Source organism: Paenibacillus terrae (assembly GCF_000943545.1).
Taxonomy (GTDB): domain Bacteria; phylum Bacillota; class Bacilli; order Paenibacillales; family Paenibacillaceae; genus Paenibacillus; species Paenibacillus terrae_A.
Map to the genome: position 1 here is coordinate 1 of NZ_JTHP01000021.1, position 20677 is coordinate 20677.

The 20677-nt window shown below is 44.0% G+C and carries 22 protein-coding genes; 11 read left to right on the plus strand and 11 right to left on the minus strand.

Translation table 11 applies throughout. The annotated features are described in order from the left end of the window. Positions 1 to 96: 96 nt before the first annotated feature. From QD47_RS12185 to QD47_RS12200, 4 genes are all read right to left on the minus strand, one after another. Positions 97 to 2037, minus strand: a complete 1941-nt coding sequence (locus QD47_RS12185) for an ABC transporter permease (RefSeq protein ID WP_044646377.1) — start codon at positions 2035 to 2037, stop codon at positions 97 to 99. After that, positions 2027 to 2788: an ABC transporter ATP-binding protein gene (locus tag QD47_RS12190; RefSeq protein WP_044646378.1), complete on the minus strand. Its 762-nt coding sequence runs from the start codon at positions 2786 to 2788 to the stop codon at positions 2027 to 2029. The genes QD47_RS12185 and QD47_RS12190 overlap by 11 nt, the downstream gene beginning before the upstream one ends. Before the next feature lie 102 nt (positions 2789 to 2890). Next, entirely contained in the window at positions 2891 to 3895 is a 1005-nt protein-coding gene (locus tag QD47_RS12195) for a sensor histidine kinase (RefSeq protein ID WP_044646379.1), read from the minus strand. Then, positions 3888 to 4583, minus strand: coding sequence for a response regulator transcription factor (locus tag QD47_RS12200; protein ID WP_044646442.1), 696 nt, complete (start codon positions 4581 to 4583; stop codon positions 3888 to 3890). The genes QD47_RS12195 and QD47_RS12200 overlap by 8 nt, the downstream gene beginning before the upstream one ends. 170 nt (positions 4584 to 4753) lie before the next feature. On the opposite strand from QD47_RS12200, the gene QD47_RS12205 reads away from it, so the two are divergent. Next, positions 4754 to 5383 (plus strand): YfbR-like 5'-deoxynucleotidase, encoded by a 630-nt coding sequence (locus QD47_RS12205; RefSeq protein WP_044646380.1) that lies wholly within the window; start codon positions 4754 to 4756, stop codon positions 5381 to 5383. Between the two features lie 204 nt (positions 5384 to 5587). Here the strand turns inward: QD47_RS12205 and QD47_RS12210 are convergent, their stop codons facing one another. After that, positions 5588 to 6772: an RCC1 domain-containing protein gene (locus QD47_RS12210; RefSeq protein ID WP_044646381.1), complete on the minus strand. Its 1185-nt coding sequence runs from the start codon at positions 6770 to 6772 to the stop codon at positions 5588 to 5590. A 123-nt stretch (positions 6773 to 6895) separates the two neighbouring features. Between QD47_RS12210 and QD47_RS33160 the strand changes: the two genes are divergently transcribed. Then, on the plus strand, positions 6896 to 7384 hold the full coding sequence (locus QD47_RS33160) for a hypothetical protein (protein WP_044646382.1): 489 nt from the start codon (positions 6896 to 6898) through the stop codon (positions 7382 to 7384). A 50-nt stretch (positions 7385 to 7434) separates the two neighbouring features. On the opposite strand, the gene QD47_RS12220 is transcribed toward QD47_RS33160, so the two are convergent. After that, on the minus strand, positions 7435 to 8142 hold the full coding sequence (locus QD47_RS12220; RefSeq protein WP_044646383.1) for a phosphodiester glycosidase family protein: 708 nt from the start codon (positions 8140 to 8142) through the stop codon (positions 7435 to 7437). Between the two features lie 246 nt (positions 8143 to 8388). Here QD47_RS12220 and QD47_RS12225 point away from each other — a divergent pair, with 246 nt between their 5' ends. Then, positions 8389 to 9375, plus strand: a complete 987-nt coding sequence (locus QD47_RS12225; RefSeq protein ID WP_044646384.1) for an aldo/keto reductase — start codon at positions 8389 to 8391, stop codon at positions 9373 to 9375. A 78-nt stretch (positions 9376 to 9453) separates the two neighbouring features. Here the strand turns inward: QD47_RS12225 and QD47_RS12230 are convergent, their stop codons facing one another. Further along, positions 9454 to 10077 (minus strand): acetate uptake transporter, encoded by a 624-nt coding sequence (locus tag QD47_RS12230; protein WP_044646385.1) that lies wholly within the window; start codon positions 10075 to 10077, stop codon positions 9454 to 9456. 111 nt (positions 10078 to 10188) lie between these two features. After that, the gene (locus QD47_RS12235) at positions 10189 to 11391 is read right to left on the minus strand and encodes a glycosyl hydrolase family 28-related protein (protein ID WP_044646386.1); all 1203 of its coding nucleotides are present in this window, start codon (positions 11389 to 11391) and stop codon (positions 10189 to 10191) included. 477 nt (positions 11392 to 11868) lie between these two features. Between QD47_RS12235 and QD47_RS12240 the strand changes: the two genes are divergently transcribed. The 8 genes from QD47_RS12240 (at position 11869) to QD47_RS12275 (ending at position 18724) form a co-directional block, all read left to right on the plus strand. Continuing rightward, positions 11869 to 12597 (plus strand): YheC/YheD family protein, encoded by a 729-nt coding sequence (locus QD47_RS12240; RefSeq protein WP_044646387.1) that lies wholly within the window; start codon positions 11869 to 11871, stop codon positions 12595 to 12597. A gap of 42 nt (positions 12598 to 12639) precedes the next feature. Continuing rightward, on the plus strand, positions 12640 to 13539 hold the full coding sequence (aepX, locus tag QD47_RS12245) for a phosphoenolpyruvate mutase (RefSeq protein ID WP_044646388.1): 900 nt from the start codon (positions 12640 to 12642) through the stop codon (positions 13537 to 13539). Further along, on the plus strand, positions 13539 to 14699 hold the full coding sequence (gene aepY / locus QD47_RS12250) for a phosphonopyruvate decarboxylase (protein WP_044646389.1): 1161 nt from the start codon (positions 13539 to 13541) through the stop codon (positions 14697 to 14699). The genes aepX and aepY overlap by 1 nt, the downstream gene beginning before the upstream one ends. Beyond that, positions 14696 to 15808: a 2-aminoethylphosphonate aminotransferase gene (locus QD47_RS12255; protein ID WP_044646390.1), complete on the plus strand. Its 1113-nt coding sequence runs from the start codon at positions 14696 to 14698 to the stop codon at positions 15806 to 15808. The genes aepY and QD47_RS12255 overlap by 4 nt, the downstream gene beginning before the upstream one ends. Before the next feature lie 16 nt (positions 15809 to 15824). Then, on the plus strand, positions 15825 to 16565 hold the full coding sequence (locus QD47_RS12260) for a YheC/YheD family protein (protein ID WP_044646391.1): 741 nt from the start codon (positions 15825 to 15827) through the stop codon (positions 16563 to 16565). A gap of 157 nt (positions 16566 to 16722) precedes the next feature. Beyond that, positions 16723 to 17079: a nucleotide excision repair endonuclease gene (locus QD47_RS12265; RefSeq protein ID WP_044646392.1), complete on the plus strand. Its 357-nt coding sequence runs from the start codon at positions 16723 to 16725 to the stop codon at positions 17077 to 17079. A gap of 109 nt (positions 17080 to 17188) precedes the next feature. Continuing rightward, positions 17189 to 18133, plus strand: a complete 945-nt coding sequence (locus tag QD47_RS12270) for a helix-turn-helix transcriptional regulator (protein ID WP_044646393.1) — start codon at positions 17189 to 17191, stop codon at positions 18131 to 18133. Between the two features lie 66 nt (positions 18134 to 18199). Then, a complete protein-coding gene (locus QD47_RS12275; protein ID WP_044646394.1) occupies positions 18200 to 18724 on the plus strand; it encodes a DinB family protein in 525 nt (174 codons plus the stop codon). On the opposite strand, the gene QD47_RS12280 is transcribed toward QD47_RS12275, so the two are convergent. From QD47_RS12280 to QD47_RS12290, 3 genes are read right to left on the minus strand one after another with little or no spacing between them, the layout of a single operon-like run. Then, positions 18657 to 19193: a Crp/Fnr family transcriptional regulator gene (locus QD47_RS12280; protein WP_044646395.1), complete on the minus strand. Its 537-nt coding sequence runs from the start codon at positions 19191 to 19193 to the stop codon at positions 18657 to 18659. The genes QD47_RS12275 and QD47_RS12280 overlap by 68 nt on opposite strands. 36 nt (positions 19194 to 19229) lie before the next feature. Next, entirely contained in the window at positions 19230 to 19970 is a 741-nt protein-coding gene (locus tag QD47_RS12285; RefSeq protein ID WP_044646396.1) for an SDR family oxidoreductase, read from the minus strand. A gap of 28 nt (positions 19971 to 19998) precedes the next feature. Next, on the minus strand, positions 19999 to 20577 hold the full coding sequence (locus QD47_RS12290) for a TetR/AcrR family transcriptional regulator (protein ID WP_044646397.1): 579 nt from the start codon (positions 20575 to 20577) through the stop codon (positions 19999 to 20001). Positions 20578 to 20677 lie beyond the last annotated feature (100 nt).

Genomic DNA, 20677 nt, shown 5'->3' on the forward strand with positions numbered 1-20677 from the left:
CAGCCATTTTAGACTGACGAAAATCCATAGGGCTTCCAGCAACCCTAGCATCAATACCTTTTGCCCCCAGTACTTTCGTCTGGAGCTTTTGACCAATTATAATGCTGCTTTAATGACTTTTTTATAATACAGGATGGATAGTATCCCGAAAATGGAATATAAGGCGGTGTATAGTACCATAACGATGATCATAGGCATCCAAACTTCTGTTCCAAACAAGAACCAGCCGGATTGGACGGCGAAATAGCTGTGTGAAAGGCCGACTACTAATGGAATGCCGAAGTTAAAGAGTTGTTTTATTTTGATGCCTCTAAGCAGGTCCCCTTGTGTGAACCCTAACTTTCTCAACACCGTATAATTGGCTTTTTCGTCTTCGCTCTCATCCATTTGCTTAAAATAAAGGATACAGCCTGATGTAATGAGAAAGGTGAGTCCTAAAAAGCCAACTACAAACATGATCACTCCCATATTTCTCTTCTGATTGCTGCTCATTTCAAGGCGTGATGTTTGTTGCCCACTAAAGTTGGCGGTTTTAAAGAGGCGATCGGCTTCTTTGATCTGTTCTTCATTCATCATATCAATTCCAATATATAAGGATGATTTCTTTTGAATCTCAGGATTTACATCTTTCTTTAACCGCTCAAAGATGGTTTCGTCTACAATGACAGTGGGTAGTCCCCCGGCTGTAAAATAGTAGGGAATAACATATTCCTTTTTTAGACCCAAATATTGTTGATGTATGACTTCCTTTTTCCCCTTCAAGTCCAATGGGCCAAAGCTTTTCAAGGACATAAATTTCTGTGACACATCATTATAGCCCGTTAAAATCGTTTGACCTGGAGATACATCCGTACCCTTCACAGATTGATCGCTTATGACAGGCAACGTCGTGGAATTCGCACCGATATTTAACCCTTCCAGAGGAGTCTCCATAATTTGGGCTGTGTTCACACTGACTTGAATGACTTCAATTTTCTTTTCACGATACTGTATGTCATGCTCTTGAAGTAACGTTTTGAATTTCTCCGCATCCGGTACATTCGTCATTGCAAAATGGGAAGGTACATTGTCCTCAGCTGCTTGATCCGCAGAATAATAGGCGATATAGCTTAAGGAAAGTAAACCGATGGCAAGTGCCGATACTGTTGTAATAATGGTCAACAACAAAGCATTGGATTTCATGCGGAACATAATGGATGAGAGAGACAGCACTTCATTAATGTTTAAATAGCCGCCTTTACTTTTTCTGATGATATTTGAAATAAAGCGGATAGATCCTTTATAAAAAAGGAGTGTTCCGATGATGACAGAGCCCAGAATAAACACCATAGCCATAAATAATTCATTCATGGATGTAAAGTCTCCACCAAACAATTTGGAAGAAACATAGTATCCTAAAGCGATGAATGAGACTCCAATGATCCCAATGATCATCTCATAGATAGATATTTTCTTGATTTTCCCTTCGGTGGTTGAGGTCACTCTGAACAAAGACAAAATACTCTGTCTTTTGATAAAGGAATAATTCATGAGCATGATCAACAGGTAGATGATACAAAAAACGATGAGTGTTTGAGTCAGTGCTTGGTTAGAGAAATATAGAGTGGCAATGGCTTCGACGCCCGTCGTCTTAAATAAAATCATGATCACTAATTTGGAAAAGGAGAATCCAACCCCAATTCCAATGAATAGTGAACTGAAGTATAGAATTAAGTTTTCAGCACTTAGGATGCGAAAAATTTTGTTTTTAGTCATTCCGATCAATTGAAATAGGCCAATTTCTTTGCTTCGTCTTTTTATAAAAATATTATTGGCATACATAAGGAAAATGCAGACAATAGCGACCAGCAGGACGGATGCTGCCCGTATGGAAGCTGCACCCTTAACAGAGCCCTTCACTTCGTCCATGGAGGGATCGTATTGTAATGTGACAAAAGCGAAATAGAGCGCAACACTGAAAATTAAAGCAAAGACATACAGGTAATAATTTTTCAGGTTTTTTTCCAAATTCTTTAGGATGAGCTGATTAATGTTCATATTGGACCCCACCTAAAATCCCTTGGGTTTTCATGATATCCTGAAAGAAGCTTTGTCTTTCCTGCCCACCTTTATGAAGCTGCGTATACATTTGTCCATCCTTAATAAAAATGACCCGACTGCAATGGCTGGCCGCGACAGGATCGTGCGTGACCATAATAATGGTTGCCTTGCGCTTCTGGTTTAACTGGCCCAGCTTGTTTAATAAATCCGAAGCCGATTTGGAATCCAGCGCGCCCGTAGGTTCATCGGCAAATATAATACTGGGCTCATGAATAAACGCTCTGGCCGCAGATGTACGCTGTTTTTGTCCGCCCGAAATTTCATTGGGGTACTTATCTTTCAGTTCATAAATTCCCAGTTCTGTAGCTACTTCCTGAAATCTTCGGTTTGCTTCTTTTTTAGGCGTTTTGGTGATGGATAAGGGTAAAAGAATGTTCTCCTTCACGGTTAGCGTATCCAGCAGATTATACTCTTGAAAAATAAAGCCCAGATGTTTTTTGCGGAATTCAGCCAGTTGCTTTTCCTTCATTTTCGTCATTTCGATGTCATTGATTTTAATGGACCCGTGGCTCACGTGATCAATGGAGGAAAGGACATTCAGCAGTGTGGTTTTACCTGAACCAGAGGCTCCCATAATACTGACAAATTCGCCTTCTTCAATAAGGATATCAATTCCCTTTAATACCTCCTGCATATTTAACTTATTACCGTAGCTTTTATGAATTTTATGGGCTTCTAAAATATTCACTTCGATGCACTCCTTTTTGTTCTTGTAACTTTATTATAAAAATAGGGATGCTGCTTTTCCTTTGATTGAGCGAACAATACATAAAAGCATGTGACATCTCTGTCACATGCTCACCATACTCACGAAATCATTTTGTTTGGGAAAAATTAAAGTAAAGGTTGTACCGGCGTCCGGTTTGGAATGCATATCTATATGTATGAGCAAAGGCGTTGCTGCCTTTTTCGTTAAATATAACCCCATGCCCGTTGAAGTATGATCAGAATGTTGGGTCGTGGATGTAAAACCTTTCTCGAAAATACGGGGTATATCCTTCGGATCAATACCGCGACCAAAGTCTTGGACCTCAAGCCGTATTCGATCATTTTGTTCATAGCTGTGAATGATAATATCACTGGCATCGCTATATTTGATGGCATTGGTTAAGAGCTGCCTAACGATAAAAGCAAGCCATTTGGCATCACTCAGCACTTTAATTTGCTCAAGTTGGATATCAAAACCGATCCCTTTTTGGATGCACCATGACTGTAATGCTTTGATCTCTTTAAAAACAAGAGATTTTAAATTCACTTGCTCGACATACAAATCATTTTCAATAAAAGATATGCGTTTGTGATGGAGCTGCTGATCCAGCAGTAAGTGAATTCGTAGCCATTCATAGGTTAACTGAGCTTTTAGGGACTTGTCGTCCAACCGCTCAATCATCAAATGCATGGTGGTCAAAGGTGTTTTCACCTCATGAATCCAGGATAATAGTTCATCTTTTTCGTGTTCAAGTGTCAATTGATTTTGCGAGATGATTTGTTGTAATCGTTCGGTCTGGTCGGTGATTTTTTGTTCAATGATTTGCTCAAATGGACTCTCCGGTTCGCCTATACCCGTTAATTCGAGAGGGCTTTCCCATTCTTCTAGTGTTTTATAGAATTTGGTTTCTTTAGGGTAGCGGATAATTAAAAAACCCAAGAATATCATCATAGATAAGAAGACAATATAAAGGATCGGCATAAACGGGATTGCTGCATCCACATAAGCGATGAGCAGGATAAGGAATTGCTGACATACAAAAAGTAGAATCCAGCTTCGCCTTTCCATAAGATATTTTTTAATCATAGGCATGTGCCTCTTCTGTAGCCATGTAGCCTTGCCCCACCTTCGTTTCAATGAAACGGCCCAAATCCAGCTCATCCAGTTTTTTTCGCAGGCGATTCAAGTTGACGGTCAGGGTATTGTCGCTGACAAAACGTTCATCATCCCAAAGGCTTTTAATTAATTCCTCCCGGGAGACAATTTTGTTTTTTTGCTCAATTAGAAGCTTTAAAATATAAATTTCGTTCTTGGTTAATTCGATGGAGCCAGCCTCATTGGCAACTACATTTTTTTCGTAATCGACCGTGGCTCCACACCATGTTTTCAGGGAGACAGGTTCTGTATTGTAATTGTACACGCGGCGAAGTGTCGCCTGTAATTTTGCAATGAGTACATCAAAATGAAACGGTTTTTGGATAAAATCATCCGCTCCAAGCTGCATCGACATCACCATATCCGTAGGGTGATCACGTGATGATAAGAAGAGGATAGGGACGTTAGAGCGGGATCGAATCATTCGACACCAATGAAACCCATCAAATTTCGGTAATTGAATATCAATCACGACCAGATCAGGCTTTATCATTGTGAATTCCTGAATTACCTTACTAAAGTCCTGGATGCCATACACATCATAGGCCCATTGAGTTAATCTATCTTTAACTTCATGAAATAAAGTTTCATCATCTTCAATTAGCAAGATTTTAAACAACGATTTCACCGCACTTTTAACTTTTTTATATAAAGTGTATAGCAAAATTGGTTTGCGTGCTATATGTGTAAGTCTCCACTTTATACTGCGCTAATCTGCTGTTAATAGTTGAGGCTTATAGTAGGAGCTATATCCACAAATATCATATAAATTAAAGGATGGATGCAAGTATGGGGATTCATACGTATTTTCGATCACTAAACGAGTTGGAAAGGATCATCCGCTGTCCAGGCAAGTTTAAATTTGAAGAACACAGCGTATCTGCTCATTCATGGAAAGTGGTACAGTATGCCAAAACGCTGGCTGATATTGAAGAGCGAAACGGTGTAAGCATTGACTGGAAAAAGCTTTACGAGATCACAAGTAGTCACGATTATGGGGAGATCTTTATTGGAGATATAAAAACGCCTGTTAAGCATTCCTCCAAGGAACTCCGGTTATTAATCCAGCAGGTCGAAGAAGGTATGATTGAGTATTTTATTGAAGAGAACATTCCGGAGGAGTTCAAAGCCATTTTCCGCAAACAGCTCCGAGAAGGCAAAGACAATTCAGTAGAAGGCTTGATCCTTGAAGTTGCTGACAAGATGGATCAGGTGTACGAAGCATTTGCCGAACTACAGCGGGGAAATACTGAAAAAGAATTTATAGTCATGTATCGTAATGCGCTCGTTAAAATCAAAAATATCCAATTAAAATGTGTTGATTATTTTCTGGAACATATTTTGCCGGATATGGTTAAGGAAGAAACGCCTTCATCCATTGATATTAAAAAGATTACGGAAGAAGCCTTAGCTCTGTAAATGAATTTTCTTACCGTCCAGAAGCTTCAGAAGCGCTTCTGTTCATACATAATCATAGTTTTATTTATAATAAAGCAGGTTCTATATGAAAATAAAAAAGCAATCAGGACAGTTGATTGAACCTGCCCGATTGCTTTTTTGGAATTGGAGAGAACGGAGCTTATGCGTGCTCCTTGAACTAATTATTAAGATGAAGAAACTTATTTATTTGGAAAATGGATTCGGGAAATTCGATTTCGTGGCAGAATATTGTTCCTTGGTGCTACCGATTCCAAGCTCACCATTTCTATTAAATCCCCAAGACCAGACCTTCCCATCGGCTGTCAAAGCATGGGAGTGGGTTCCTGCTGCACTGAATGCTACTACATCGGTTAGTGGCGTGTTTGTGTCATCTACAACTTGGGATGGGACTTTAACAGAAAATACATCGGTCCCGTCACCTACCTGTCCCTCATTATTGGTTCCCCAGCCCCAAAGAGTTCCATCATTTTTAAGTGCAAAAGTTTGAGTTTTGCCTGCTTTCAGTCTACTTACATTGGAAACATTGATCAATACGGGTGATCTTCTAAAAGTAGAGGTTCCGTCCCCAAGCTTTCCAGAAGTGTTACTCCCGGAAGCATATACTTCTCCGCTGTTCGTTAGTACATAAATGCGGTCAGGCCCTGCTGCAAAAGTCTTGATATCATCAATTCGATATTGAACAGGGGTAAGCTGGTCTTCTTTATCATCCTGCCCCATTGCGCCATCATAACCACGTCCCCATACCCATAGCTGATTATCTTTGTCTAAGGCTGCACCAAAGCTATCGCCAGCGTCAATGGCTACAATATTCTCCAAACCCTGTACTTGCACAGGCTTAACGGAAAAGGCGGAAGCTCCTTTTGTGCCAATGCCCAGTTGGCCAAAGTTGTTTTCTCCGTAGGCCCACACGGTTCCGTCATTTTTGAGGGCAAGTGTGAATTGACCGCCGGCCCTCACTTCCTTCACATCATTAATATATTTGTTTTTAACAGGCTCATTTACAAAACCCTTTTTAATCCCTGTTCCTAGCTCCCCGTAACCTGCAAAGCCCCAAGACCAGATGGTTCCGTCTTTTTTGAGCAAGGTCGAATGCAGAGCACCGGCATCAATCATAGCGATATCAGATACATGGGCCTGCACCGGACTTGTTTTATTATTCCCTCCGCCAGCGCCCACGCCGAGCTTGCCATTACCGTTACTTCCCGTTGCATAAAATGAAGATCCATCTTCCATGGCCAGATAAGCGTTAGTGGTCCCTGCCGAGAGCAAATGATCGTAATTTACAGTAGAATCAGCGCTTGCTGTAATGGAACTTCCCATCAGAAGTGTGGATGCGGCGAGAGCTGCGAAACCTAGTTTTTTTAACATATTACTAAACACACCTTTCGAAATATAATGGATAATACTGACATGATTAAAGCAACCAAATTGTTCCTGCCCACGTCTTAATAGTGAATCGTATTTTATAAACCAGATTAGGGAGGATCACTTATGAAAAGTAGAGTTTCTGCCCTTGTTCTTGTCTTGCTTGTGGCAGCTTTATTGCCAGCATGTTCTACAACAGAATCGGCTACCCCGGTTAACAAATCTAATGGGGCTGTGGTTCGATCTATTTTTGACTTGGATCGTCTGGAAAGCACAACGGTATATACAGGGCGTGCCAAAATCGAAAGTATTGAAAGGATTGAAAAAGAAGTAGAACAACCCTTAGCAGCCCCTACCATGAACTATTTGATCCGATTTGAACAGCCTGTTCAATTTGCTAAAGGACTACCCCAAAGTGATGATCCAACGGAAAAACCTATCCAAGCGGTCTATATATCTGTTCCAGATACACATATTTATAAGCAGATGGATGATCAGCGCAGGCAATTAATCAATCCAGCAGAATTACAGGTGGGGGAACCCATTGAAGTCTCTTATGTGTACCCTGTAACACCTGTTTTCCTGGCATTGGAAATCATCGTGCTGGATGAATGATAAAGGAGGCTGGTAAGATCTCCTGCTCCTATGGAAGCGCATCATAATCCTTAGGTGATATTAATGAGCTTTACCATGTTGTAGATATAACGTGTTTGCTCATACTTAACCATAGTGCCAGCAGAGTTTTTAACTTGAATACCGGACGAGCCTCCACCATCCAGAAGAATGGCTTCAAAGCAATCCTGTTTAATAAAATAATTGCGAAGCTGTTTCAGCGTCGCATTTTCATGAACAACCAGATAGACCTGCCAAATATTGTTTACGATTTTGAAGCCCAGGCCAGTTCGCCCGGTGGAATCGGTGTATCGCAACGTTCCATTCAAATCAAATTTTTCAATATCTTTTAAATCCTTAAGCCATGCTTCTTCCTCTTTCTTCAGCGACAAGCTGCCGCCGCTAATAATAGACTTATACGCAACCGAAGTCCCCATTTGTTTTTTGAGATCCGTTACGCTTGAAGCACGGGCAATCCCCATTTTTGTTTTGTTGCTCTCTGTGTAGATAAATGCCGTACCACGGCTGTTTCCTTTGGCATTCGCCTTCGTATCATGGGTATTATTAGGTGTGACCGCGATAGACAAACATTCGGTCGGCGCCTTGGTTGTGCTGATGGGATTAAAGAAGCCTCCATTAATTCCGTAATCGGTTTGCTGTGTGATCCGGCTTCTAATATTTTTATTTTGAATATTCGAAGCTGGCGTGATGATTACATGGAAACCATCGGACGTTTTGTTATAAGAGTAGTTTGTTGGCATTATGGGCAACCTCCTGGTGGATTATTTTGAAACCGAATCTCGCGCGATAATTCGTTTCTCATATATATAGGAAATTTACAGCTGCCTTTTACAACCCCGAAATCAAATTTTTCTAAAAAAGTTTTGGAATAGCGTGTACGAGACAATGCTTGACTTCAAGTTAACTTTAAGTAGTAACATACTGGATGTAACGTGATGGTGATCAGAAAGGCCGATGACATTCTTTTGATATAGGAGTGATGGAAATTGAAAAAGAAACAACTGGGTAAAAGTGACCTTCAAGTATCTGCACTGGGTCTGGGCTGCATGGGAATGTCCGAATATTATGGCGAGTTGAATGATCAGGAGTCGATCAAAACGCTTCATCGTGCGTTGGAGCTGGGGATCAACTTCTGGGATACAGCAGATGTCTATGGTGTGGGAGAAAATGAAAAACTGATCAGTCAAGTCCTGCGGAGCCACCGGGATGAGGTGGTATTAGCTACTAAATTCTCCATTATGCGCGGAGAGGATGGGGCATTTCTGGGTGTCAGCGGCCGTCCTGAATATGTAAAACAGGCATGTGACCGCAGCCTGCAAAGACTGGGCGTAGATGTGATCGACTTGTACTACCAGCACCGTGTCGATCCGAATGTACCTATCGAGGAAACGGTTGGAGCGATGAGTGACCTGGTTCAGGCGGGGAAAGTCCGCTATTTGGGGCTGTCCGAGGCTTCTCCTGCACTCATTCGGCGTGCTCACAAGGTTCACCCGATCACGGCTCTGCAAACGGAATACTCCTTATGGAGCCGGGAAGCGGAAGATGAGGTTATACCCGCTTGCAAGGAGCTGGGAATTGAGTTTGTAGCATACAGTCCGCTGGGACGCGGTTTTTTGAGCGGGCAAATTCAGAAGTTTGATGATTTTGCAGAAGATGATTTCCGTCGTACCGTGCCACGCTTTCAGCCTGAGAATTTCCAGAAAAATCTCGATCTCGTACAGCATATTAAGGACCTCGCTGCTCAAAAAGGGGTCAAGCCTTCTCAACTGGCCTTGGCATGGCTGCTTGCGCAAGAGGGAATTGTACCGATTCCAGGCACCAAGCGGGTTACCTATTTAGAGGAAAATGCGGGGGCAGTCGATATCGCTTTATCTATGGAGGAAGTGGAAAATATTAACGAAATCATTCCCAAAGGAATGGCAGCTGGCCTTCGTTATGCGGCAGAGCGGATGCCGAATTGGCAAGCCGAATAATTCCAGCTTTATAACCCAAAAAGCCGTCCTTAACGCGGATCGGCGCGGAAGGCGGCTTTGCGGGGCTTACATATACAGCTAAGGTCGTGGTTTGAAAATACCGAAAGGACGTCCTACAGGCAGGAACGTACGGCCAAAATGTGCATTCAGAACAGCGGCTCCTGTACCGTACAGCGAGAGTATACCAATACCCATTTCAGCATAAGCCGCGAGGGTATGGAACACCTCTGGAGCAACGCCGAATGCATCAAAGCTAAGGCCGAGGAACAGAAAATCAATCAGGACAAAGATAAAGAATAGGACCTTATGCGTCTCCATCGCTCCAATGGTCATGAACAGCGTGAAGATGAGATAGCCGGCAAAGGCAAAGCCGAGCTGCTTACCGTCTACAGCAGACGCCAGCTCAGGGCCGAATACGCCCATTTTGATCATCCAGCTACTAGCTACGGCTAACCAGAAGAAGGCGTAAGCGCCAAAAGCCGTCATGCCAAAGGTGTTGTTATGCTTTGCATCCTGAATGCAGGCAAATAGCTGTGCAAAGGCACCAAGGAAGATAGCCCAAGGGATGATGAAGCTCAAGCCCTCGGTGAGACCGAGCTTTTGGGATGAAGCGACAAGCGTTACAATAGCCAAGCCAAACAGACCGATCGCGCTCGGATCGGCTGTTACGATTTTTACGTTAGAATGAGATTCGTTTTGCATGAAAAAATAGAAGCCTCCAATAATGTTCAAGTACGCGTCAATCTGCCGATGCCAGAATCACACTGACATATTGTAACGGAAACAGAGGAACTAGCATAGTACATAATTCTGCTATCGATTGCGGTTGCCTTTATTCACATTATTGCTCCCACCTTCAATACTGACTGATTTGCCTGAAGTATCTGTGATGTTGTCCTTAATTTCATTGGAGCTGGAATCGGTGACACGTATTCCTATGTTGGAAAATCCGGAGTACGTGGTCATTTCGTTACCAATAATTTTGTTGTTGTTTGCGTTAGCAAGGCGAATGATTGTGTCAGGATTAAGTGAAGAATTGGTTTGAAAAAACTCATTGTCTGTAAAAGTATTGCCGTCCGATTGAACCAGAAGACCTTGCAGGGATGCATTTTTTATCGTATTTTTGTATACATTATTGTCTGTTGCTCCAGTCAGTACAAAGATTCCCCGAGGATAATTTTCAATTACATTATTGTTGACGGTATTGTTGGCACCGTTATTAGGGATACGAATGCCAGCATATCCGTCAGATTGATGGGTTTTATTAATGATTTGATTTCCAGTGACCGTCGTGTAGGTTGCACGTGACAGATTGATTCCACTGCCGCCGCCCGAATTGGTAATCTGGTTATTCGTAATTTTGACGTTACGGAACTCACCTGCCGGATAGCTTTCATGTCCGGTGGCAATAGCATGTCCATTATTCCGGTCAAAGCGGCTGTTGGTAATCTCTGAATCTCTCGTTCTGCGAAGAAGGGCTCCGATTGTGGTATCGCTAATCTCCACGCGATCCAGCGTGAGGTGCGAGACGGCCACATCTATAATCATACCGCCTACCTGACTTTCGCCACGAGCTTCACGGTTCGCACGGTCTGCATCAATGGTGAGATTCGACAGCTTCACGTCTAGTAGGTCAGAATTGTTTCGTAGAATCGGATTCCCAATCACGTATTGGTTTTTAGACCCTGTTTTTTTGAAAATCGTTTTGCCCACTCCGTCACCGTTCAGACTCACCCCGGCATATAAACGGATCGAATCGTCGACCAGATATGTACCTGCCGGGAAGTACACGGTTCCCTCTGTACCACGATCATAAAAATACTTCAACGCATTTTGGATTTCCCTGGATTGTGAGGAATTCGAGTTGGGTTTAACGCCAAGATCCTTGGCATTAATCACATTGTCGGCTGCTTGGGCCACATGCGAGCTTCCTCCTATAGAGCCTTGAATAACGAGTGCAATGACAGCTACCAGCAACAAGCTGAGCCTGCCCTTGCGATTAAAGATACTAGACATTTTAAACACTCCTCCTAACAAGATTGTTGAAACAATTACATAATTACCCTTAATATATCGGTTAAAATGGGTTTTATTTCAAGTCTTTACTTAAATAAAATTACAGAGCCACTAACTTTCAGCTTGCTTTAGTTTTATTTTCAGCTTGACCGGCGGGCTTGCGGACTTTGCCATTTTGCTGGCGATCGCCGACGAGGGCAGGCTGCATCACTAGCGTCTGACTGGAAATAAAAGCTCCGCTACCTTCCTGGTTGCGGAGCTTTTGTGATTTGGCGACGGCCTATTTTCTGTGGTCCGAACCCCGAGCCTGTACGAAAGGTTGTCTCCTAGGGGGTTTCGTATTTATAACAAGCTGGGACATGCCGTTTTGTACATGAATCTTGGTTTCTAGCAGAGGTAGCGGCCCACGCAGAAGGGGATCTGGATGCATATGCATACTGTATGCGCAAAAACCCAAAAAGATAAGAGGGATGACAAGTGCCCATTGGAAAAATGAAAAAGCATAAAGAAATGTTGCAACATCCCGTTTTGCGTCCGCATTTACCTGAAACCCACTGGTTTACGGATTCGAGGACCTCGCGGATGCTGAATACCTATTCATCGGTCTTCATAAAACCTAATCACGGGAGTGGTGGCAGCGGGATTATCCGAGTCAAGAGATTGAAGAAAGGATATGAGGTTCGTAGGGGCTCAAGTCGAAGGATTGTTGGATCTCGTTTTGTCTTGAGAGCAATTAAGTCATACCAGAAATCCAGACACATGTATTTAGTACAGAAGGGACTTCGGTTAGCCAAGTACCATGGATCGATTTTTGACACAAGGATATACCTACAGAAACCAGGGGGGAAATGGGTTATTTCCGGCACGGCCGCCCGTGTCGCGGCACCTCATAAGTATGTTACCAATTATCTTAAAGGAGGGCATGCAGTATCCTTGCATCGAGTGCTTTTCAGCCTTTTTAAGCATAACCGCACGAAAGCGGATGCCTATTTTCGTGAGATATCCAAACTATCCGTCATCATTGCCAAAACGATTAATAAACGGCATCCAGTTCGCGAATTGGGGGTCGATATTGCCATAGATACAAAAGGCCGTATTTTGATTATCGAGGCCAATTCACACCCCGGACATATGCTGTTTACCCAGCTTCCCGATCCTACTATGATCAACACGATCATGAGAAACAAGAGGCTTATTTGGAAGTAGATTCCTTGCACATTATTTTTAGGGGAGAAGGAGAAAGTTTCAATGAAAAAAACAAAGCAGCTAAGAGAGTTGGTCAATTCTCAAAAACTGGAGTTTATCATGGAAGCTCATAATGGTCTGTCAGCCAAAATTGTGGAGGAGGCGGGGTTTAAAGGAATTTGGGCCAGCGGGTTATCCATCTCTGCAGCGATGGGAGTCAGGGACAACAATGAGGCCTCCTGGACGCAGGTATTGGATGTTTTGGAATTCATGAGTGACGCTACCTCCATCCCGATTTTACTGGACGGAGATACGGGGTACGGCAACTTCAATAATGCAAGGCGGCTGGTGAAGAAACTGGAGCAGCGTCATATTGCGGGGGTATGCATCGAAGATAAGCGGTTCCCCAAAATGAATTCTTTCATTAACGGTCAAGGGCAGACTTTGGCTGATATCGAAGAGTTTTCCGGGAAAATTAAAGCGATGAAAGATACGCAAACGGACGCGGACTTTACGGTGGTGGCCAGAGTAGAGGCATTTATTGCCGGGAAAGGGCTTAAAGTGGCGCTGCAGCGGGCAGAGGCGTACCGGAAGGCAGGAGCCGATGCCGTATTTATCCACAGCAAAAGATCGGATGTCGCAGAGATTGAAGCGTTCATGAAGGAATGGGCCGGAAGACTGCCGGTAGTGATTGTGCCTACCAAATACTACACGACCCCAACCGTCAGGTTTCAGGAGATGGGGATTAGCCTCGTGATTTGGGCAAATCATAATTTGAGAGCATCCATTCAAGCTATGAAACAATTATCTGACCGAATTTATCGGGATGAAAGCCTTGTTCATATCGAGAAGAGCGTCGCAACCCTCGAAGAAGTATTCCGGCTTCAAGGGGTCGAGGAGCTGCAGGCTGCGGAACGGCAATACCTCCCGTCGTCAGAACCGGATTCGGGTGAGCACGTATAATGGACACAAAATTGTTTGGAGAAGAGCTGAAAAAATTAGGATTTACCTTTTTTAGCGGTGTTCCATGCTCCTTCTTGAAAAGCTTGATCAATTATGCGATAAACGAATGCGATTATGTTGCAGCGGCTAACGAAGGGGATGCGGTCGCCATTGCATCCGGAGCTTATATAGGGGGGAAGAAGTCGGTAGTCCTTATGCAAAATTCAGGGCTAACCAACGCTGTTTCGCCATTGACCTCCCTTACTTACCCTTTTCGTATTCCGCTGCTTGGATTTGTCAGCCTGCGCGGAGAGCCGGGGATACCTGACGAGCCTCAGCATGAACTGATGGGCCGGATTACAACGCAAATGCTGGATTTGATGGATGTAGAATGGCAGTATCTCTCCAAGGACTTGGAGGAGGCCCAAAATCAGCTGATCCAGGCTAATGAGCAAATTGCCCGACATCGCCCGTTCTTTTTTGTCGTTAAGAAAGGGACTTTTGACAAAGAACCATTGCAAAAACAGCAAACCTCCATTCATTTAAATCAGATCCGGCAGCATGGTCATGGGGACCACCAAATGCCTACGCGGTATGATGCATTAGCTGTGATTAACTCCATGAAAGACAGTAATACCGTACAGCTCGCAACAACTGGTAAAACCGGGCGCGAACTTTATGAAATTGAAGATGCAGATAACAACTTGTACATGGTGGGTTCTATGGGATGCATCGGTTCCTTTGGACTGGGGTTGGCTCTGAGCCAATCAAGCAAAAATATCGTCGTGATTGACGGAGACGGATCTCTGTTGATGCGTATGGGGAGCCTGGCAACCAACGGTTACTACCATCCAGCCAATATGGTTCATATTCTGCTCGATAATAACGCCCATGAATCAACAGGCGGGCAAAGTACGGTATCTCATAATATTGATTTTATAGGTATTGCCGCTTCCTGCGGGTATACAAAGTCGATTCTTGTTCACAGTCTCGAGGAACTGAAAGCCTCTTTACAAGAATGGAAATTAAATAAAGAACTTACATTTTTGTGCCTGAAAATATCCAAAGATTCCAAGGATCAGCTTGCTCGTCCGCATATGAAGCCTCACGAAGTAAAAGAACGTCTGGAGCGTTTCATTCATAACGATCCTTTGAAGGGCAAGGAAGTGGGTGGTTCATGAGTTCTTCCGTCAAGAAAAACATTTTGCTTACCCCTGGTCCGGCAACGACTACAGAAAGTGTGAAATGGTCACAGGTGGTTCCGGATATCTGTCCTCGTGAAGCCGAGTTTGGCCAAATCATGGAGTATATTTCTACAGAGCTTACCCGGCTGGTCGCAGACCCGGATCATTATGCAACCGTATTGTTTGGTGGATCGGGTACTGCAGCGGTGGAATCCATCATCAGTTCGGTCCCGAATCACGATGCAGTGGTCATTGTCAGCAATGGAGCCTATGGAAAACGGATGTGCGAGATAGCGAAGGTTTATGGAGTGGACTATTTTGAATTCAAAAGTCCTCCCGATGATGCTATTGATTTGGCTGAATTAGAAAGATATATCCAATCTTCCGAACGCACCGTCTCCCATCTGGCCGTCGTACATCACGAGACGACAACGGGCCTGCTTAACAAGATAAAGGATATCGGAGAATTGTGCAAAAGGTATCAAATCGACATGATTGTGGATGCCATGAGCTCATTTGCGGCCATTCCAATTCAATTGAAGGAAATGAACATTGCCTACCTGGCGGCAAGCTCCAACAAAAACTTACAGGGAATGGCCGGGGTTTCGTTTGTGATAAACGAAAAAAGCAAATTGGAGAATTTGAAAGGCCAGAAACCAAGAAGCTATTATTTGAATTTGTATGCTCAATACCACTATTTTGTGGAACATGGGCAGATGCGGTTTACTCCTCCAGTCCAAACCTTATATGCGCTTAAACAAGCGATTGAGGAATTAAAGCAAGAGGGGGTGGATAAAAGGTACGAAAGGTACGCGACATCCTGGAAAACCTTAATTAACGGGTTAGCCCGGTTAGGTCTAAGCTATATCATTCCCGAAGAGCATCATTCCAAAATCATTACTTCCATTCTTGAACCTCATTGTGCAGGTTATGATTTTCAATCTATGCATGATTATTTTTACAGCAAAGGTATTATGATTTATCCCGGTAAGCTTGAGAAACTAAATACGTTCCGGATTGCCAATATAGGTGATATCACGTATAAGGAAATGGAGTTATTTTTGGAATGGCTTGAACGCTATCTCAGTAGCATAAAATGCGGATGAGAAAGGTGGAGTCCCCATGGCATCAGCAGCAAAAGATAAGTGGTACAAATATTTGTTATTGAGAAGGGATGCGTCTCTGAGGTCTTACGTCCCCGAAACGAAGCTCCTGAACAGGTATAATTTTTCGGAACTTCTCTCCAAGTACGGGCATGTTATCGTGAAACCGGTGTGGGGGAGTCGTGGACGGGGGATCTTTCAGGTCTCCTGGTTAGGAAACCATAAGTACATCGTACATTACGAGAATAAACAAGTTTTAGTACGGGGCAGAACTAATACGTATCATTATATTAGAAGAAAAATCGGGAACGCCAGTTATATGGTTCAACGCAGAATTACTCGTCCGACCATCCACAAACGCCCTTTTGATATGAGAGTCATCATTCAACGGAGAATCAACTCATCTGTATGGGTAGTCACAGGAAAGGTTATCAAAGTTGCAGGCAAAGGCTATATTGTATCCAATAATACACGGAGTAAAGGGACATTGCTCAGCTTTAAATCCGGTATTCAGCAATCTTCTGTTCGGCACTTGTCTGCCAGTGCATTAGAGTCCCATATTGATCGTGTTTCCATCCGTTCCGCGAAGAGATTAAGTGCTTTTTTTCCGGGACACCGTATATATGGACTGGACATTGGAATAGACCGGAAAGGAAGTATCGGGATTATTGAAGCTAATCTTTATCCGGCAAGGTCTCATTTCCGTAAGCTGAAGGATAAAACGATGTATTACCGCATTACGGATTACAAAAACGGTTGACATAAAATGAAAAGGTGGCTCTGTATTCATCAGGGTCATCTTTTTTTCATACTGTTTCTAAGTCGGGCATTTTAGTCATGGGGCAAGGATTATTGAATGGTGTTACATCGGGATTTGTGATAGTATTTACACCTATATAGAATGAGGAAGTGACATAGTGATAAACATAACGATTCCAACCCCGGACATCACGATTACCAAACAGGTTAACCCTGAACTGAGCCATATTTATGGATTTACAGATTTCCACCTGATTCCCAGAGATAAGGCTGGTATTTTTATGTTCTACAACGCGCAGGAGGAATTGTTGTTCGTTGGTAAAGCAAGAAAGCTGAGACCAAGAATCAAAAAGCATTTTGAAGACACCGTATCGCCGATCAAGGCCCATCGGAACGAAGTGGCGATTATTGAGGTTTGTATTGTGGAAGATGCGGTAGAGCGAGAAATCTATGAAACCTACATCATCAATGCACAAAAGGCTAAATATAACGTCGAAAAAGTGTTTTTTAAGTAATGAAGTAACTTTCGTATGAAAAAAAGAGCAATAAGTAGCAGTGATTGTACTGCTCTTATTGCTCTTTTGTATTACTGTATTTAGATCCTTCCAGAGAGGGTGACGTGGTATGAACAAAACAGACCGTCTGCTAGCTATCTTGCTAGAGTTGCAGCGTAAGGATATTTTACGAGCCGAGGATTTGGCGGCTATATTCGAAACGAGTGTAAGAACCATCTATCGGGATATTCAGGCTCTAAGCGAATCGGGCGTACCGATTGTAGGAGCGCCGGGCATTGGATATTCCTTGATGGAGGGGTACTTCCTGCCCCCAGTGAGCTTTACCGTAGAAGAGGCTGTGGCATTGCTAATCGGGACGGATTTTGTCGAACAAAAATTTGATACAGATTACGGGACCAAGGCGCAGGCTTCCCGTAGGAAAATTGAAGCCATTTTACCGGAGAGCGTTCGCAGGGAAGTTTCCCGGGTGCGTACGACCATCAGACTGCTCGCGGTAGGTGAAGGGGCAAACCTTAAAGAGAAAACTTATTTGGAAACGCTGCGTCTCGCTATATTGGAACAACGGAAGGTACGATTCGGCTACTCCAAAAGAATGCCAGAGGCTGACGGGAATCGTCAAAGTGTGCGTGTGGTCGCCCCCTATGGTCTTGTACTGATTCGTGGTTCATGGGTTTTGCTTGGGCAATGCGAATTGCGGCAACAGCTCCGCCATTTCCGTTTGTCACGTATGGACGAGCTTATCGTGCTGGAGGACGGCTTTCAGTTCCCCGCCGATTTTAAATTGCAGGATTACAAGCAAGCAGATGATCGCCATATATACGTTCGCATACTAGCCCGTCCTGAGATTGCTGATAAAGTGAAGGAAGCGAACAGTTTTTACATGGAGGCTGTAGAGGAGTGTGCGGATGGACTGCATGTACTCTTCCGCGTCAGGCAGCCAGAGGAATTACTACAATGGATACTCGGGTGGGGTGCAGATATGGTCGTGCTGGAGCCTGAATCGCTCCGGGATCGGGTACGAACGGAAGTCGAAAAAATGTTGAAATGCTACTGACATAATGCTGTCAGTAGCATTTGTGTATAGTAAAGCTACTTGAAGGAGAGGGGCAGTTAATAGTATATGAATACAACAACCGAAACATTGCAGCGTTTTGAACAAACGGTACAACACTATCTTCTTGAATTGGACCACTTTAGCTTGGAGCAATTGCAGTACACACCACAGGAAGGCGAATGGTCGCTTGGACAAATGTACCTTCATTTGGTGAACTCTGCTCTTTATATGCATCTGAAGAACATTGATCTTTGTCTAAAGCCAGATGGAGAGATAGGGACTAAAACGGAGGCAGGCACGGCCATTTTTAATCTGGGAGGATTTCCGCCAATACGTATCCAAGTCCCACCATCCCCGCAATACACTCCCCCACAACCCACAAGCAAAGAAGAAATTGTGGAGGGATTAAACGTTGTGATCCGCAAAATGAGAGAGATTGAGCCGACCGTTGGGAAACCAACAGGACCGTCTACCGTCAATCATCCCAGATTCGGTGCGTTGAATGCTGGAGAGTGGTTTGCGCTCATCGAGATGCATTATCGTCATCATCTTTTGCAGAAGGAGCGCTTGAAGCGCGCAATAGCCGGTTAATCGTCTCCCGGCGCAGCCCGATGAACTGACCGATTTCCTCCTGCGTCAGCACGTCCGTTAACGTGGCGGGGGCGATATAGGAGTGGAACCAGCGTTGAAGCTTCCGAAGCTTCTCGGCAGGTGACACCTCGGTGAGCTGGTCAATTCGTTGCTGCATCATGCGCAACTTGTCCTGTAGCTGCAAAGCGATAGCCCGACATTGAGCCGGGTCTTGCTCCAGCGCGAGATACCATTCCTTTTGCGACAGAACTTCAACCTCTGAGGTTACCAGCGCCACCGCTGTACCATAATAAGGATTGGGGCTGATCAGGGAGTGATGCGGGATGATTTCATCGGGCACAATAACGTTGACTAAAATTTGCGAGCCGTCCTCATGGACTCGGATGATTTTTAACAAGCCACTCTTTAACAGATACAGAGGGCCGGATTCTCCTTGTCGAAATAGGGTCTCCCCTTTGTGTAATATCATGAACGTGAACAGCCTCCATTTCATGTATTTCGGTTTTTAGATGAACCCGCCGTTGACGCGGATCGTCTGCCCGGTAACCCATTGTGATTTGGCGCTGACCAGGAACTCAATCACATCCGCGATATCCTCAGGTTCACCGAGACGGCCGAACGCATTCATTTTTTTTATACCTTCGATTTGCTGCTCGGTTTTCCCTTCTTGAAAAAGCTCGGTATTCACGGGACCGGGAGCCACGGCGTTGATCGTAATTTGTTTGCTTCCGAACTCCTTGGCAAGCTGACGGGTAAATTGCTCAACGGCGCCTTTGGTACCCGCGTATACGCTATACGAAGGAAACATTTGTCCGATGACGGACGTAGACAGGTTCACGATTCTTCCGCAGTTTTCCATATGCTTCATCGCTTGTTGACAGGCAAAGAAAGTCCCTTTTACATTCAGTGCGAATTGTTTGTCAAAATCGGACTCGGTTACCTCAGCCAGAGGTTTGGTGATCATCAATCCGGCATTGTTAACCAGAATATCCACTTTGCCGAATTCAGCAATCGTATGTGTAAATAAGGCTTCAATATCACTCATCTTGCCCAGATCAGCGCGGAGTGCTATGGCTTTTCCGCCTTTTTGAATAATGCCCTCCACGACTTCCTGAGCTTTGTCCGGACTGCTGGCATAATTGATGACTACATTAGCGCCCAGATCAGCCAGTTGCTCGGCAATAGCACGTCCAATTCCTCTGGAGGAACCGGTGATAATCGCTATTTTTCCGTCCAAATGTTTCATAGGTATTTAACCTTCTTTCTATAATTTTTTAAGAGATTCCTTTTTCTAAAAGCATCCACACATCCGAAAACTCCTGATCAATCGCAGGACTCTTCCATTCGTAAGCATGAGCGGGATGATGAAAACGGGCTGTGGCATAGAAAAGGGTTCGCGCCAGTTGGGCTGGCTGAACCGATGTGATGTTCCCGTGTGCAATGATGTCAGCGAGCTGATCCACAATGTGGGCGATATGCTGGTCGATTAAATCAGCGGCTTGCTCGGTGACCCGGGTATACATCTCGAACATCTCCTCGTCATCGCGGGCATAATACTGCTTGAGTTCGATCAAGGTCTGTATATATCGTTGTAAATGCGGCGTTCCCAGCAGGGATGAATCCTGACACACCTCCGTTAACGGAGCGATAATCTTTTCATTCAGCCATTTTTCGGTCACGCCTTCAAGAAGCTCGGCTTTGCTTTTAAAATGTCGATAAATGGTGCCATGACTTACTCCTAATACTTTGGCAACATCGGTCACGGAGGTTTTAGCTACACCAAAACGTCTAAGTGTGTCTTCTGTAGCGATGAGAATCTGTTCCTTGGTTAAAATATCTGAGGATTTTTCCATAGAGACACGGTCAAGTTGCCGTGTGAGTCACCTCCTTGAAGTCAGGATAACACAAAAGAGTATCAAATGACAAATATTTATTTTTGTCATTTGATACTCT

What these genes read in the sequence shown, in the direction of transcription:
- QD47_RS12185 (WP_044646377.1), bottom strand. Translation starts at nt 2,037, where the DNA reads ATGAACATTAATCAGCTCATCCTAAAGAATTTGGAAAAAAACCTGAAA.
- QD47_RS12195 (WP_044646379.1), bottom strand. Translation starts at nt 3,895, where the DNA reads ATGATTAAAAAATATCTTATGGAAAGGCGAAGCTGGATTCTACTTTTT.
- QD47_RS12205 (WP_044646380.1), top strand. Translation starts at nt 4,754, where the DNA reads ATGGGGATTCATACGTATTTTCGATCACTAAACGAGTTGGAAAGGATC.
- QD47_RS12210 (WP_044646381.1), bottom strand. Translation starts at nt 6,772, where the DNA reads ATGTTAAAAAAACTAGGTTTCGCAGCTCTCGCCGCATCCACACTTCTG.
- QD47_RS33160 (WP_044646382.1), top strand. Translation starts at nt 6,896, where the DNA reads ATGAAAAGTAGAGTTTCTGCCCTTGTTCTTGTCTTGCTTGTGGCAGCT.
- QD47_RS12220 (WP_044646383.1), bottom strand. Translation starts at nt 8,142, where the DNA reads ATGCCAACAAACTACTCTTATAACAAAACGTCCGATGGTTTCCATGTA.
- QD47_RS12230 (WP_044646385.1), bottom strand. Translation starts at nt 10,077, where the DNA reads ATGCAAAACGAATCTCATTCTAACGTAAAAATCGTAACAGCCGATCCG.
- QD47_RS12235 (WP_044646386.1), bottom strand. Translation starts at nt 11,391, where the DNA reads ATGTCTAGTATCTTTAATCGCAAGGGCAGGCTCAGCTTGTTGCTGGTA.
- aepX (WP_044646388.1), top strand. Translation starts at nt 12,640, where the DNA reads ATGAAAAAAACAAAGCAGCTAAGAGAGTTGGTCAATTCTCAAAAACTG.
- aepY (WP_044646389.1), top strand. Translation starts at nt 13,539, where the DNA reads ATGGACACAAAATTGTTTGGAGAAGAGCTGAAAAAATTAGGATTTACC.
- QD47_RS12255 (WP_044646390.1), top strand. Translation starts at nt 14,696, where the DNA reads ATGAGTTCTTCCGTCAAGAAAAACATTTTGCTTACCCCTGGTCCGGCA.
- QD47_RS12260 (WP_044646391.1), top strand. Translation starts at nt 15,825, where the DNA reads ATGGCATCAGCAGCAAAAGATAAGTGGTACAAATATTTGTTATTGAGA.
- QD47_RS12270 (WP_044646393.1), top strand. Translation starts at nt 17,189, where the DNA reads ATGAACAAAACAGACCGTCTGCTAGCTATCTTGCTAGAGTTGCAGCGT.
- QD47_RS12275 (WP_044646394.1), top strand. Translation starts at nt 18,200, where the DNA reads ATGAATACAACAACCGAAACATTGCAGCGTTTTGAACAAACGGTACAA.
- QD47_RS12280 (WP_044646395.1), bottom strand. Translation starts at nt 19,193, where the DNA reads ATGATATTACACAAAGGGGAGACCCTATTTCGACAAGGAGAATCCGGC.
- QD47_RS12285 (WP_044646396.1), bottom strand. Translation starts at nt 19,970, where the DNA reads ATGAAACATTTGGACGGAAAAATAGCGATTATCACCGGTTCCTCCAGA.
- QD47_RS12290 (WP_044646397.1), bottom strand. Translation starts at nt 20,577, where the DNA reads ATGGAAAAATCCTCAGATATTTTAACCAAGGAACAGATTCTCATCGCT.